Raw genomic sequence first — 13,350 nt, 5'->3', positions numbered from 1 at the left:
AGTGTATTGTATATTCTCGATCATCATGGATTATCAGGAGGAGTCCCATTACGCGTAGCACGAGGTTCTTGTTGGGTCATACAGTGCAGGGTGCCCAGTCCCCAGACCAAATCGACGCAATGAATACCGACGATTTCGCGCTCTGGAAACAGGTCGGCCAGGATTCCAAGGGCATGGCGGTCGGCGGGATCGTTGAAGGTGGGCACCAAGACCAAACCGTTGGCGATGTAGAAGTTGGCATAGCTCGCGGGGAGGCGTACCCCCTCATAGTAGAGGGGTTGCGGCATGGGTAAGGAAACGACTTCGAGTTTCTCTCCTGTAGGCCCGCGCCAGTTCCGGAGGATATCCAGGTTTTCCTGAAGTGTCAGATAGTTGTCATCACCCGGGTTATTCTCTACGACGGTGACGACGGTCTGCGGGGCGACAAAGCGGGCGAGGTCATCTACATGGCCATGAGTATCGTCCCCGACTATGCCGCGCTTCAGCCAGATGACTTGCGAGCAGCCGAGATAGTCAGCGAAGAGTCGCTCGTAGTCCTTGGGGCCGAGGTGGGGATTACGCTGCTGGGTTGTGCTCAGGAGGCATTCCTCGGTGGTGAGCAGCCAGCCTTCTCCGTTGACGTCGATCGCTCCGCCTTCGAGCACCACGCGTTGGCCATGGACAACGGGTTGCCAATAGGGCAATTGTTGCAGATGAGCGATGGCGGAAGGCAGGGCGTCATCCGCATGCCAGTCGGGGTATTTTGCCCAAGCGTTGAAGTGCCAATCGAGAATGGCCTTCTGCCCCTGGGTATTGAGCAGGTACATCGGGCCAGAATCCCGGAGCCAAGAGCGATCGGTCGGGAGCAGCCAAAATTGCACGGCGTTCAGATTTACCCCGGACTTCTGGAGCAGGTTTTTGACCGTGACCTCGGTTGCCGCATCAGGCACGATCAGATGGACGCGTTCGAAGCGTGTCAGGTGGCGGAGGATTTCGGCGTAAACGAAAGGAATGAGGGGGAACTTTCCAGGCCAGTCGGACTCTCGGACCGGCCAAGCGAGCCAAGTAGCATCATGGGGTTCCCACTCCGCTGGCATACGAAAGCCGCGGGCGGCAGGGGGAGGCGTGCCAGGTTGCAGGAGGCGTGGTTCAATCATTGGCGTACTCCTGGGGCCACGGCTTTAGGTCTCTCAATCCTACCGTTACGAGCGGCCATTCGGATGGGACTAGTTGTAAGGAAAGGTTTGTCCTGTTGGCCAGCGAGTCAGCGTAATCCTTAGGACAAACCCACGGTCCAGGTTGCCTTATGATGCGAGGGTTGGTAGTCGATCGGGATGTCCGCAGATTGACGGCATACTGTCTGGTCGGGCTGCCGGATTCTCATGTCAATCGATTGACCGACTGGAAGAGATGTGTTAGGTTTTTTACAAATAAAAATGTTCACAGTCGTCCGAAGTCGGTGGGGTGATGATGGCAGCGCGTGACTTGCCGATAGGACCAAATGAGGATGCGCTGTTGGAAAGCTGCCAGCAGCAGATGGGTTATCGATTCCGCCAGACCGAGTTGCTCCGGGCGGCGTTGACGCACACTTCTTGTGCCAACACGCGGGCGATGTCCAATGAACGGTTGGAATTTTTGGGCGATAGCATTATCGGCTTAGTCGTTTGCGAGCAGTTATACCACAGGTTTCCAGAGTACCAGGAAGGAGATTTGACGAAGATCAAGTCGGTAGTCGTGAGCCGCCAATCGTGTGCTGCGGTAACCCGGCGTTTGCGATTGGATCGCTATTTGTTTTTGGGGAAAGGTTTGTCCCAGCAGCGTGAGATTCCGGAGAATGTCCTGGCGGATGTGTTCGAGGCCCTGGTGGCGGCCGTGTATCTGGATGGGGGATGGGAGGTGGCCCGGCAGTGGGTTCTACAGTGTCTGGAGCCGATCATGGAACAGGCGGTCCAGGAGAAGGTCTGGCATGCCAATGCCAAGTCGGAGTTGCAAACGCTGGCTCAACGGGAACATGGAATCACGCCGAAATATCAGGTCCTCGATGAGCAAGGGCCGGATCACTGTAAGTGCTTCAAGGTTTCGGCCCAGATAGGTAGCCAGATGTTTGCTCCGGCGTGGGGACGGACGAAGAAAGAGGCGGAAATCCGGGCAGCGTGTAACGCCTTGGCGCAATTACGCGGGGAAAAACCCCCCTATGCCCACGACTGACGCCTCCTCACTCGCTTGGGGAGTGAAGCCCGACAGCTAACAGTGGACGCATCGTGACAATGCCGTGGCAAGGATATGTTGTCTACTGCCAGACGCCGGGATGTGGCGCCCGAGCGAAGTACAAAGTTGCGGCGGAATGGAGCGATGGGGTGACCACCGAGTTGAAGACGTATGCTTTATGCTGTTCCGCCTGCTTGCCGGCCTGGTATGCTCAAGCGTGCCGGAAACGTGCGGAGTGCCGGTTGGCGCCGGGAGAGACGTTGGGCATGCCGGGTATTTATGAGCTGCAAGCGGGGAAACGCGATCGGGAACTCCGGCGGCGGACTGACCTGGAAGTAAACGGCGGCAATCCCTGAATTCCTTCCGCGGCGATCCATGCCAATCGATATAACTGGCCGGTAAACTGAAGGAGCGTTGACTCCGCCCGTTGATAGCTTTTCGACCAGTAAACTGTTCCCGGAGGTGACCAGGTTCGCACACCATGTGGGGCTGGCACATCCTGCTGTGCCTTCACGCACAGTGGAAAGGGCACTAGGATTCTCGTCGGCGGGTATAGGGAAGCGGGCGATGCTGCACATTTCACAGGCACAGGGTTTGCAAAGCTTGTAGTCCGCGAGTTGATGGTCGTCGAGCAAGGGTTTCTGATCCTCGTAATCCGGGAGATGTTCTATGGTGTTCCGCCGTGTTGCGCGTTACGCTGCGTTGCCTCTATTGGCCGCTATCCCCTTTCTGCCTGGGTTGTGCCGGACGGTCTTGCAGGCGGATGAGCCGGCTCCTTTGCCCATCGCTTTGCCAAGCGCGGAGGCCCAGCCTCCGCAGCTTCCAAGCGAGGCTCAAGTCATGCGTGTTAAGTTGCAGCGTGCCCAAGTGCTGCTCCAAGCATTGACGATGGAGGACTTCAAAACCTTGCAGGAGAATGCCGAGTCCTTGGTGCGGATCAGTAAGGCCACGGAGTTCCTACGTGCTTATAAAACCGAGGAGTATGAATTCCAGGCCCGTGTCTTCCAGAAAGCGGCCGAGGCGTTAGCCGCCAAGGCCAAGGAAAAGAACATCGACGGAGCCACTTTGGCTTACATGGACATGACGGTAAGCTGCGTCGCTTGCCACAATCATTTCCGCGGTCGCAAACGGGAATGAACAGGGTCGGCTGTCTTTGTGGCCAAGAGAGGCGTTGAGGACCGCTTAATGGAGAGGTTGATTGCTCGTTCCATTTTTTCCCCTGCCACGGGGTTCCTCCGCCGCAGCGGTTATGATTGGACGTGCAATCCTTACGTCGGCTGCACCTTTGCCTGCACGTACTGTTATGCCATGTTTTTGCCTCAGAACCGGCGCCCTAAGGAAGAGTGGGGCCGCTGGCTCATCGCTAAAACCAACGCCGTTGCCCTGGCCCAACGCTTCGCCCCGAAACTGGCTGGCCAAGCCCTTTATCTTGCGAGTGTCACTGATCCGTATCTACCGGCGGAACGTTCCCTTCATCTGACGCGCGGGATCCTGGAAACCCTGGTACCGTATCAACCGCGCCTGACGGTACAGACGCGCAGTCCGCTGGTGACTCGTGACTTAGATCTGTTGCAACAATTCCGCCATGTGGGGGTCAACCTGTCCATCACGACGGATTGCGAGGAGATACGCCGGTGTTTCGAGCCGAAAGCTCCACCGTTGGCGGATCGTTGGCAGGCAGCTATCACACTTCGCAGTGCGGGTATTCCCGTTATTCTTTGCATCACCCCGACCTTGCCATTACGGCAACCTGCGGAATTCGCCCGGCGAGTCGCGGAATTTCGTCCCGACGTGGTCGTGGTTCAAGAGTTTGAAGAGGCTCATGGCTGCTTCGGCGCTGATACGGGACCGCAAGCCCGCCAGCTCTTACAGCGGTTCGATTGGAGCAGCGCGGACTATCTCCGTTTCCGGGACCTGCTTCGCCAATCCCTGCCGGTTTACGAAGGAGAGGCAGGTTTTTTTCCTCCGGGATCACCGCCAGCACAAGTTCCTTCGGTTTCCCCCGTAGCCGCCCGCCGCCATCCTCTCACGCTGCTCTCTTGAGCGTTCTCTCTTGCAGGTGCAGGTTGTCATCATGTGGCGGATGAGAGCAAAGATTTTCGTAAAAGTCCTCGAAGCGTCGGAGCATAGCCGTGCGGCTGTACGTGCTCTCGACCCGTTTACGGGCGGAGGCTCCATAGCCGGCCGCACGCAGGGGAAAGCGTAACAGTTCTTCAATCGCCGAGGCCATCGCCGCAAGGTCGCCGGCAGGAACGATCAGGCCGTCTTTGCGGTGACGGAGTACAGTCGCATTGGCACCGACATCGGTGGCCACGATGGCGCGCCCGGCGGCCATGTATTCCAGCAGGGCGTTGGACATTCCCTCAGAATGCGAGGGCAAGACGGCAATTTCTACCCCTTGGAGAAAACCGGCCACGTCTTCGACCCGCCCGCGGAGCACAAAACGTTCGCCCAATTCCAACTCGGCGTGCAGGCGTTCCAACTCCGCTCTTTGTTCCCCTTCGCCGGCGACCTCGAAGACGAGTTGGGGATAACGGTCCGTCAGTTTCCGCGCCACACGCATGAGGCCGTCGATATTTTTGACTGCCCGCAGATTGGCAACACAGCCGACGCGCACGCGGCGCTTCGTGGTATCGGGCAGCAGAAAACCGCGAAAGCGCTCCGTATCGACGCCGTTTTCCATTACCTGGACCTGCTCTGGCCGGTAACCGTCTTGAATGAGGGCATCCCGCCCCGCTTGGGAGTTCGTGATCACCACATCGACGCCGCGTCGGATAAAGCGATCCCACCACAGGACGCGCCAATCCCGCTGTTCCCGCCGCCAGTATCCCAGATTGTTCTGCACGCGCACGATCCGGCGGATGCCGCTCCACCGTGCCAGCGGAATGCCAAAATGGGCCGCATCCAGGAAATAAAACTGCACGATATCAGGCCGCTGCTCTTGCCAGAATGTCCGTAACAAGCGTGCAGCTCGCAATGCCTGTCGGCTCCACAACCGCGGCAAACCTAATCGCAGAACCGTACAATCCTCTGGCTCCAACGCACGCGAGAGGTCATCAGCACCGTCCAACAGCACCAGCGAAGGCTGCACGCGACGCCGATCCAATCCGCGGATCAAAGCCAGCAATTGCATCTCGGTTCCAGCCCGACTGAGACGATCAATCATGAAGCTGACCCGCACCGGAGCGCGCTGTTCTGTTACCCCGTGGTGCTTTACACTTCTTTCTCCACGATGCTGGAAATATGCCACTTTCTCACCCGTCATCCGTGCCCTCCTTGGCAGAGAATCCTTGGGATTCCTTCCTACTCTTGACGGAACGATCGAGCGGGATGGCACTCCTGACTGTCCGACCGCGCCATCCTTATCTCCTCGCCTGTCCCCGATGGGTCCGCCACCATGCGTTCACATCGCTAGGCTGGTTGCTGCTTCTCGCTCATCCGATTGCTCTGCCGCACAGGACCGCTTTCCGGGAACGGTTCACGCACTTGCTTGCTTGGCTTGGTGGAAATGGTCCGCACAAACGCTCAAGGAGACGCCGATAGGCTTGCGCTTGGGCCGCGAAGCTGAAACACTCCTGCATCCGCTGGCGGGCCAGGCTTCCCATCTGTTCGCGCAGATGAGTATTTTGGAGAAGTTCCAAAACACGCTGGGCGATTGCCGTGGCATCACCTGCGGCTACCAAATAGCCGGTTTCACCGTCGGCAACTACTTCCGGCGTCCCCCCCACTGCCGTGGCTACCACCGGTACTCCCGCCGCGCTGGCTTCGAGCGCCACATTAGGCATCCCTTCCGTAAACGATGGTAATACCACCACGTCCGCTCCGGGTAACAAGCGGTCCAAGTCGGTGCGGAATCCTGCCAATACGACGTAGCCGGTCAGTCCACAACTCCGGATTTGATCTTGCAACGCGGCGCGCAAGCGGCCATCGCCAAAGATGACCACCCCAAAATCCCTCCTGCCGGCTTGCACCAGTTTCTCCGCGGCGGCAATCAGTACGGCAAACCCTTTCTCCGGACTCAAGCGACCCGCGCCGATCACCAGGTATGACGGTGGCCTATCACTTGGGAATAGTTCCTGCAGGCACGCCCGCGCCACGGTTCGGTCCACCCCAGAGAACGATTCCCAACGGGCACTGTTGTAAATGACGCTAATGCGCTCCGGTGGAACCCCGCACCACCGCCGGACGCGCTCCGCCTGCCCTTGGGATACGCAAACGACGTGGTTCATGAAGCGCAGATGGCGCCGGTCCAGCCATTCGTAGAACCGCACGCGCCACGACTCCCAAGTCCAGCCCCGCGACACTGCCACGGCAGGTATTCCCGCACGCCGCGCCGCCCACCGGCCTAGGAGGTTGGCCTTGTAGCCGTGGCAAAGAAGGGCCGAGGCTTTCCAGCTCCGCAAGAGTGACTCTAACTCCGCGATCGCAGCTCTCACCCGCGGAAAATCCTGCTCTAACGCCTGAACCACAAACTGGCGCCGACGGGCTTCCTCCACGAAGGCCGAACACTTTCCATCTTCCGGAAAGCTCAGATAACGGCACTCAAAGGCCGGGCGTAAGCTCTCTCCCAAACCCAACATCTGCCGTTCCGGACCACCGAAAAATGTGCTCGCCGTCAGATGCACTATAAGCATACTAGCTCCGTGGTCGTTTCCGTGATGCCCAAGGTCCTCGCGCGGCTATCCCGGCCTGCCTCTGTTGGCGCTAGCGTTCTTCAAAAGCCTTTCTGTCTGAGCGCTGGAAGCCGCTCCTCCAGAATCCCAGAAGAATCTCAAGCTCCAGAATCCCAGAAGAATCTAGAGGTCCCCCAGTCTAGTGCTCTCTCTTTTCTTTTGTAAAGAGTGATCCGAAAAGCCGGCGTTCCCCTCGGTTCATGTTTCAAAAGCGGAGACTTTTCCTCTCACCGGCTTTCGGTCGTCCGCGGAGGTGCTGCTCAGGCACAGGCCCGGCTGGAAGAGACTGTCATAAGAATAACATCCGGCGGTGAGAGTTTTCCGAAGTCTGATTCCTGAAGTGGTGGGCGTTCGAAGGATCCATGCGACACACCGGCAGTAAAAGCATACCGCTGCGCCGGGAACGGCGGAGTGAAGGAATCACCCGCTTTTCCGGAGCTGAGGCTGATTCAGTTGAACTCGCTCTTGCGTTTGGCCAGTTGAGCTTGAAGGCGGGCGACAATGCTCGAATGCATCTGACTGACGCGCGATTCGCTCAGATTGAGGGTGGCCCCGATTTCTTTCATCGTCATTTCTTCGTAATAGTAAAGAATGATGATGAGCCGTTCGTTGCGGTTCAAGCCGCGGGTCACCAGTTTCATTAGATCGCGGTTTTGCAGCCGTCCCGTGGGGTCCTCGGCTTTTTTATCTTCGAGGATGTCGATTTCCCGGACGTCTTTGTAGCCGTCGGTCTCATACCACTTCTTGTTGAGGGAGACTAGATTCACAGCCGTTGCCTCGCCAAGGTAAGCATCAAGTTCCTCGACGGGAATGCCGAGTTTCTCGGCCAATTCTTCGGGTCGGGGCGGGCGTCCCAAAGTAGCTTCCAGTTCCTTGCGCGCCGCCTGAACCTTGCTCGCTTTGCTGCGGACCAGCCGGGGTACCCAATCCATCGTCCGCAGTTCGTCAAGCATCGCGCCGCGGATACGGGGTACGCAGTATGTCTCGAATTTGACACCGCGGTCCTGATCGAAGGCTTCAATGGCATCCATCAAACCGAAGATACCAGCGCTGATGAGATCATCCAGTTCGACTCCCTCCGGCAATCTCGCCCAGACACGCTCCGCATTGTATTTGACCAGAGGCAAGTAGTGTTCCACCAGTTTATTGCGGATTTCGACGCTGCGATTAACGCGATACTCCTGCCACAGCGCCTGGATGTCGGTGTCCACTTCCGTCACGATCCATCCTCCCTGAATCGTTCGGCTGATCGGGTGCACTTAGGACCAAGAGCTATCCCTGGCTCTTTGCGGGTGCGCCGCGTGGAAGCCTCGTGGCAGATGCGGACCGCCGGATTGGGATGGACCGATTGTGCGGCTTTTCCGCAGCAAAAGGCCCTTACCATCCATCGGCGGCTTCTTCCCACACTTTTGGCCCGCTTCCACAAGACTCGCCATCAGCCGATGTCCCCCGAATGTGCTGGTGCGCGATCCACCAACACTTCTTTGTCTCTATCGGTTACTGTGGGCGCGGGTGATCAACCAAATCAGAGGTCACCCCAGCACCGACCCCCGCAGCATCCCCCCGTTTGGCATGGATGGCACATCCAGCCGTTCCCCTCCGGCAAGGTGTGTGCTGCCATGCCCGTTGGCTGCGGCGTTCGAGCAGCGGATATATGCCGAGACTGGCTTGCGGCGCAAAGAGCAACATTTACAATTCTTCCCGTTTTTCTTCCTATCTGTCGCACAAGAGGTCGGACGCCGGTAAGATGTAGAAAAAGGCAGGAAACCTGCGCAAAGTTCCGCCTGGCACGGAACGAGGTATCCCCTGAGTCTGCCAAGGGTCGCCTGGCGAAGGGGGGTCAAAGGAAACGGTTGCCCCTTTCCGAGCCTAGAAAAAGGGTCATGCCTACCAGCAAGGGTCTCCGAGCCGTCAATCGCCGGAGGTCCGAGGGTGGGGTGAAGAGCGTATCAAAAGGCGAGGGAAATCTTTTGGCACCAAAGGAGGAGTGCCGTGAAGTCAGGGAAAACAATGGCTAGCAGCAGATGGTTTGCTTGGGGGCTGATGTCCCTCATCGTCTCAAACAGTTTAGCTTGCCATGACACTACTGAGGGGCAGCTTCCTCGCCTGGAAGCCACGTTGGCTGGCGACGGGAACGAACCACCCGCTACCAAGAGCGACTTCGCCACAGCACGCGATCCTGTTCCGGAGATTCGCCCTGTGCCATTCGATAAACAACGTGCCAAGAAATACCTTCAGGAGTTATGCGATCTTGGACCGCGCATCAGCGGTACGGAGGGGATGAAGAAACAGCAGAAGATATTGGAGACTCATTTTCGTAACCTGGGGGCCAGCGTGCAACGCCAGGAGTTCCAAGTACGCCAGTGGAGCCGAAAAGAACAGACCCCCATGGTCAATCTGATTGTCTCATGGCATCCACAGCGGCAACGGCGGATCTTGATTGCGAGTCACTACGACACGCGCCCGATTGCCGATCAGGAACCCAACCGCGCCCATTGGACCAAGCCATTTCTGAGTGCCAACGATGGCACCAGCGGGGTGGCATTCCTGATGGAACTGGGGCATCATATGAAGGACCTCAAAACCGAGTTTGGTATTGATTTTGTATTCTTTGATGGTGAAGAATATGTGTTTGAAACATCTCCATTTGGCGGGAGGGATAAGTATTTTTTCGGTTCAGAACATTTTGCTGCGGAATATGTCAAGAGCCGAGCCACGCGCACCTATCGTTATGATGCCGGCGTGTTGCTCGATCTGTTTGCTGGGCAGGATGCGCAGTTGAAAATCGAGTTGTATTCCTGGGATGCGGCTCGGCCGTTAGTCGAGCAAATCTGGGGGGTGGCCAAAACTCTTGGCGCGAAATCCTTCGTCTTCCAAAAGGGTTATGAGGTCCTCGACGACCACATTGCCCTGATCCGCGCCGGGATACCGACTGTGGACATTATCGACTTCGACTATCCCCATTGGCATCGCCTGTCGGATACACCCGATAAAGTGTCTGCGGAACAGATGAGAGAAGTCAGCGATGTGCTCACCGTCTGGCTGCAAAAGATTCGTTAGCGATCCGTGTTTATTATCGAGCTGCAATCTCTTGGATGGTGGCATATATTGGATGGCGTCATATATATTGGAAAGAAAACGATAGTCATACGGTTGGCCGGAATCAGCTTAGTCCCAACGGAAGAGCGAAATATGGGGAAAGTGCGTTTAGATTGTGCGGTGTGTGGTGAAGGTTGGCTGGTCGAGCGATGGAAGTTGGGCCGGTCGCTTTCGTGTCCACACTGCGGCAGCACTTACCAGAGGGCGGAAGTTGTCTCGACATTGGGACCTGCCGGGGTTTCGCCAGCTCATGCTTCCAACGCAGGTTCTGATTCCCTTCCCCCTAATGACCTGGACTTCCCAGAGGCGGAAGTGTCTCCCGCCGGCGGCCTGCCCGCTACGGTGATCATCGGCCTAGCCCTGCTGCCGTATGGGGTGCCGATTTTCTGGTTCCTCGGTCCGATCCTGACGGGAACCGTACCGCCGGTGTCCATCGCCACACCCCTCGCTTTGGCCGTCTCCACTTCCATTCTTTGCCTATCGGTGATTTACACGGTGGATTGGAGTGCCGAGACACGGCTGAAAGGGGTGTTCATCCTGATCCTATTGTCCTACTTCGGCGGTATCACCTTATTCTTCACGGAAAAGGCGACCCTGGAACGCCTCTACCGTTTGGGGAAGAAGACCGAATGGCAGGAGTTCCAGCCGGACAAAGGACCGGTGTATCGGCTCAAAGTTCCCGCTTCTCCTGAAGAAATTGTCGACCAGCCGTTGAAACTGGCCGAGATGCATTGCTATCAGGTGCGCGTGCCTCAGGACTTGCTTGGCTGGCAGATTTACGTCATGGGTGCAGGGACACCGAAGCCTCATCCGGAGGTTCCGGGCACGCCAGGCTGGTTTGAGGCCGCCCAGAAAACGCTGCTGGAAGATGGCCAGAAGATTCTCAAACGGCATTTCCAGGCCAATAACGGTTTCCTGAAAGGATACGAATGGGAAATCGAATTGGTGGACACGGGTCGGATGCGTGTCATCCTGGTGTATGTCGGCCAAGGGAAAGTATATTACCTCGCCGTGGAGGGCGAACGGATCGACGCCCAGCATCCCGATGTGCTGCGGTTCTTTCGTTCATTCTTCATTCCTCAGCAGCCATGACAGTTTGGATCGGTTGCAGTCTGAGCGTCCTTCCATAACTGCCGTGTGAGTGGTTTCTATGGGTCATCCTGTCCGCTCGTTGCCGGTGGTGCAGAATTGGGATTGTGGCGGCGGCTGTACGGAATGCTGCCGCCAGTATGTCGTCTATGTGACCGAGGAAGAGCGCCAGCGGATTCTACAACAGGGCTGGGACCAGGACCCGGAGCTGAAAGGTGTGGAACTGTTCGAGCGGGTGGGAGGGCGCCAGGGAAGCTGGCGCTTGTGCCACCGTCCCGACGGAGCTTGCGTGTTTCTCGAGGCGGACAATCGCTGCCGGATTCATGCCCGCTTCGGCTTGGAAGCCAAACCGTTTGCTTGCCGCCTTTACCCATTTATCCTGGTGCCCTCCGGCGATCACTGGAAGTTGGGCCTGCGTTTCTCCTGCCCGCCGGCGGCGAAAAATCATGGCCGGCCTCTGAGCGACCACCTGTCGGAAGCAAACGCGCTGGCAAACTTGTTGGAGACAACCCGCGGCAGCCTCCCAGACCTTCGACTTCCGCCGGTGGGTGATCAACTTCTCGACTGGCCAGACCTCGATCGCCTCCTCCGAGCGCTGGATCGACTGCTGGCGGAGGAGACCATTCCTTTAGAGCGGCGTTGGAGGCAGGTGCTATTTCTGGCGGACCTCCTGCGCACCGCCCGCTTCGATGGCGGAGGCGATCCTCGCAAAGCTGTAACGGGCAAACGGCTTGCCGAATTGCTGCGGATTCTCTCCGCCGCTGCGGTGGACGAGGTGCCCGCGGCTGCCACTGCCTTGCCTCCGCCGGGCCGACGGGGACGCGTGCTCTTTCGCTCCTTGCTCGCCGCGTATGTGAGGAAAGACACAGGACCGCAGCAAGGAACCGCCCAGCGAACGATTGTTGGCCGTTTGTGGTCCGCCTGGCGCTTCGCCCGCGGACGCGGACAGGTTCCCCGCCTCCATGCCGTGATTCCGGAATCCGCGACGTTTCAGCAGGCGGAGCAGGACTGGCCTGCTTGGACACCGGAAGCGACGGCCATCTTGCAACGCTGGAGCCGCGTAAAAATTTCCTCCGGTCAATTCTGCGGACCATGCAACTTTGATCTCGATGTTTGGGATGGAATCGACTCCCTCGCTGTCGCCTTCGCCGCCATTTTGTGGCTGGGCCGGTTGTTACAAGTCCACGGCATCCCTCTTGTCGAGGCCATCGTTCAGGCCGTGCGGATCGTCGATGACAACTTCGGATTTAATCCCCTGCTCCAGGGGGCGCGCCAGCGCCAGGTTCTACGCCTGCTGCGCCGCACCGGCGATTTGCCCCGATTGATCGCCTGGTACAGTCGTGTTCGAGAAGATGCAACGATCCCCACAACAACCTCATCCTGAATCCTTCGCCAGGGTTGATGCCAGGCTGCCTTTTCCCCATGACGACTCTTCCCACATCACCGCCAACGCGGATCGGAACAGCCGCTTGGGCTTGGAAAATAAACTGACCCGTTGAGGTAGCACCAGTTGCCTTAGCCTCGTACTTCAAAGAAAGCAAAGCTCGCAGTGTAAACGCACTGCACAGAGTTGTTCCAACTGGGAAACCTACAGGTTGGCGGTCCCGTTCCAATCATCCCTCCTGCTGCAATTCCGGGAAAACTTCGGCGGGCAGGCGAGCCGCTATGAGACGATCTTGCAACCGGCTTTTGCTCTGGAAGCGCCAGTTGGCAATGTCTTGTTCGCTGACGTGAAGGAAAGCCGCGACATCCTGGTTGCGCCAACCTTTAACGTAGATCAATTCGATGGCCTTGAGGCGCAAATAATCGCCGCGTTGACGCAATTCACTGACATAAGACTGGAGCGCTTTGGCGAGAACGTCCGCTTCCAATTCTCGCCGTTCGGCACTACGGGCAATGCTCGAGGGCAAGCGTTGCTTCTGATCGAGTAGTTGTTCGCCATAGCTGTCTCCGTCTTCCTCGTTGCAAGGAAGAAAGAGTTTGGGCCGCCGTCCATGGCGACGCAGGTAGTCCGTGACCTTGTAGTTGGCTATGGTGAAAAGCCAGGTTTCCAGATCCCGTTGTTCGTCGAAGTTAGGCAGGCTGGTATGAAAGCCTAGGAAAATTTCCTGGACGATATCTTCTATGGCATCCTGCTGGTTGAGGCGGCGGCGGACAAAGGCTCGGAGGCGGCCGCGATAACGCCGATCCAATTCTGACCACGCCTTCGGGTCGTTCTTCCTGATGCGCTGGATCAGCAGTAGGTCCGATTCCTGTTTCATACAACCTCCACACTGCCGTGAGCAACTTGGATTGCCCTGCG

General features: G+C 57.7%; 12 protein-coding genes. 7 read left to right on the top strand and 5 right to left on the bottom strand.

The genetic code is table 11. The features are described 5' to 3' along the window. Positions 1-23: 23 nt before the first annotated feature. On the bottom strand, positions 24-1,136 hold the full coding sequence (locus H0921_RS02720) for an agmatine deiminase family protein (RefSeq protein ID WP_194536466.1): 1,113 nt from the start codon (positions 1,134-1,136) through the stop codon (positions 24-26). A 310-nt stretch (positions 1,137-1,446) separates the two neighbouring features. Between H0921_RS02720 and rnc the strand changes: the two genes are divergently transcribed. From rnc to H0921_RS02700, 4 genes are all read left to right on the top strand, one after another. Next, a complete protein-coding gene (rnc, locus tag H0921_RS02715) occupies positions 1,447-2,187 on the top strand; it encodes a ribonuclease III (protein ID WP_228498901.1) in 741 nt (246 codons plus the stop codon). Positions 2,188-2,246: 59 nt separating this feature from the next. Next, positions 2,247-2,543 carry a hypothetical protein gene (locus H0921_RS02710; protein ID WP_194536670.1) on the top strand — a complete coding sequence of 99 codons (297 nt, stop codon included), beginning with the start codon at positions 2,247-2,249 and terminating at the stop codon, positions 2,541-2,543. A 313-nt stretch (positions 2,544-2,856) separates the two neighbouring features. Then, positions 2,857-3,324, top strand: coding sequence for a cytochrome c (locus H0921_RS02705; protein ID WP_194536465.1), 468 nt, complete (start codon positions 2,857-2,859; stop codon positions 3,322-3,324). A 48-nt stretch (positions 3,325-3,372) separates the two neighbouring features. Beyond that, on the top strand, positions 3,373-4,230 hold the full coding sequence (locus H0921_RS02700) for an SPL family radical SAM protein (protein ID WP_194536464.1): 858 nt from the start codon (positions 3,373-3,375) through the stop codon (positions 4,228-4,230). Here the strand turns inward: H0921_RS02700 and H0921_RS02695 are convergent. The 3 genes from H0921_RS02695 to H0921_RS02685 form a co-directional block, all read right to left on the bottom strand. Further along, complete coding sequence (locus tag H0921_RS02695; protein ID WP_194536463.1) at positions 4,214-5,452, bottom strand: glycosyltransferase; 1,239 nt, start codon at positions 5,450-5,452, stop codon at positions 4,214-4,216. The two genes, H0921_RS02700 and H0921_RS02695, sit on opposite strands and share 17 nt — an antisense overlap. Before the next feature lie 169 nt (positions 5,453-5,621). Continuing rightward, positions 5,622-6,821 (bottom strand): glycosyltransferase family 4 protein, encoded by a 1,200-nt coding sequence (locus tag H0921_RS02690; protein ID WP_194536462.1) that lies wholly within the window; start codon positions 6,819-6,821, stop codon positions 5,622-5,624. Positions 6,822-7,309: 488 nt separating this feature from the next. Next, positions 7,310-8,083, bottom strand: a complete 774-nt coding sequence (locus H0921_RS02685) for a FliA/WhiG family RNA polymerase sigma factor (RefSeq protein ID WP_194536669.1) — start codon at positions 8,081-8,083, stop codon at positions 7,310-7,312. A gap of 769 nt (positions 8,084-8,852) precedes the next feature. Between H0921_RS02685 and H0921_RS02680 the strand changes: the two genes are divergently transcribed. From H0921_RS02680 to H0921_RS02670, 3 genes are all read left to right on the top strand, one after another. Further along, a complete protein-coding gene (locus tag H0921_RS02680) occupies positions 8,853-9,920 on the top strand; it encodes a M28 family peptidase (protein WP_315851830.1) in 1,068 nt (355 codons plus the stop codon). Between the two features lie 132 nt (positions 9,921-10,052). After that, positions 10,053-11,051, top strand: coding sequence for a hypothetical protein (locus H0921_RS02675; protein WP_194536461.1), 999 nt, complete (start codon positions 10,053-10,055; stop codon positions 11,049-11,051). Between the two features lie 58 nt (positions 11,052-11,109). Beyond that, entirely contained in the window at positions 11,110-12,432 is a 1,323-nt protein-coding gene (locus H0921_RS02670; RefSeq protein ID WP_194536460.1) for a YkgJ family cysteine cluster protein, read from the top strand. 229 nt (positions 12,433-12,661) lie between these two features. Here the strand turns inward: H0921_RS02670 and H0921_RS02665 are convergent, their stop codons facing one another. Continuing rightward, positions 12,662-13,309 carry an RNA polymerase sigma factor gene (locus H0921_RS02665; RefSeq protein ID WP_194536459.1) on the bottom strand — a complete coding sequence of 216 codons (648 nt, stop codon included), beginning with the start codon at positions 13,307-13,309 and terminating at the stop codon, positions 12,662-12,664. Between the last annotated feature and the right edge of the window lie 41 nt (positions 13,310-13,350).

Source organism: Thermogemmata fonticola, assembly GCF_013694095.1.
GTDB classification, from domain to species: domain Bacteria; phylum Planctomycetota; class Planctomycetia; order Gemmatales; family Gemmataceae; genus Thermogemmata; species Thermogemmata fonticola.
Note: the sequence above shows the minus strand (reverse complement) of the source record. Positions and strands in the feature narration are given on the sequence as shown.

Excerpts from the sequence above, each read along its gene's own strand:
- H0921_RS02720 (WP_194536466.1), bottom strand. The coding sequence starts at position 1,136 with ATGATTGAACCACGCCTCCTGCAACCTGGCACGCCTCCCCCTGCCGCC.
- rnc (WP_228498901.1), top strand. The coding sequence starts at position 1,447 with ATGATGGCAGCGCGTGACTTGCCGATAGGACCAAATGAGGATGCGCTG.
- H0921_RS02710 (WP_194536670.1), top strand. The coding sequence starts at position 2,247 with ATGCCGTGGCAAGGATATGTTGTCTACTGCCAGACGCCGGGATGTGGC.
- H0921_RS02705 (WP_194536465.1), top strand. The coding sequence starts at position 2,857 with ATGGTGTTCCGCCGTGTTGCGCGTTACGCTGCGTTGCCTCTATTGGCC.
- H0921_RS02700 (WP_194536464.1), top strand. The coding sequence starts at position 3,373 with ATGGAGAGGTTGATTGCTCGTTCCATTTTTTCCCCTGCCACGGGGTTC.
- H0921_RS02695 (WP_194536463.1), bottom strand. The coding sequence starts at position 5,452 with ATGACGGGTGAGAAAGTGGCATATTTCCAGCATCGTGGAGAAAGAAGT.
- H0921_RS02690 (WP_194536462.1), bottom strand. The coding sequence starts at position 6,821 with ATGCTTATAGTGCATCTGACGGCGAGCACATTTTTCGGTGGTCCGGAA.
- H0921_RS02675 (WP_194536461.1), top strand. The coding sequence starts at position 10,053 with ATGGGGAAAGTGCGTTTAGATTGTGCGGTGTGTGGTGAAGGTTGGCTG.
- H0921_RS02670 (WP_194536460.1), top strand. The coding sequence starts at position 11,110 with ATGGGTCATCCTGTCCGCTCGTTGCCGGTGGTGCAGAATTGGGATTGT.
- H0921_RS02665 (WP_194536459.1), bottom strand. The coding sequence starts at position 13,309 with ATGAAACAGGAATCGGACCTACTGCTGATCCAGCGCATCAGGAAGAAC.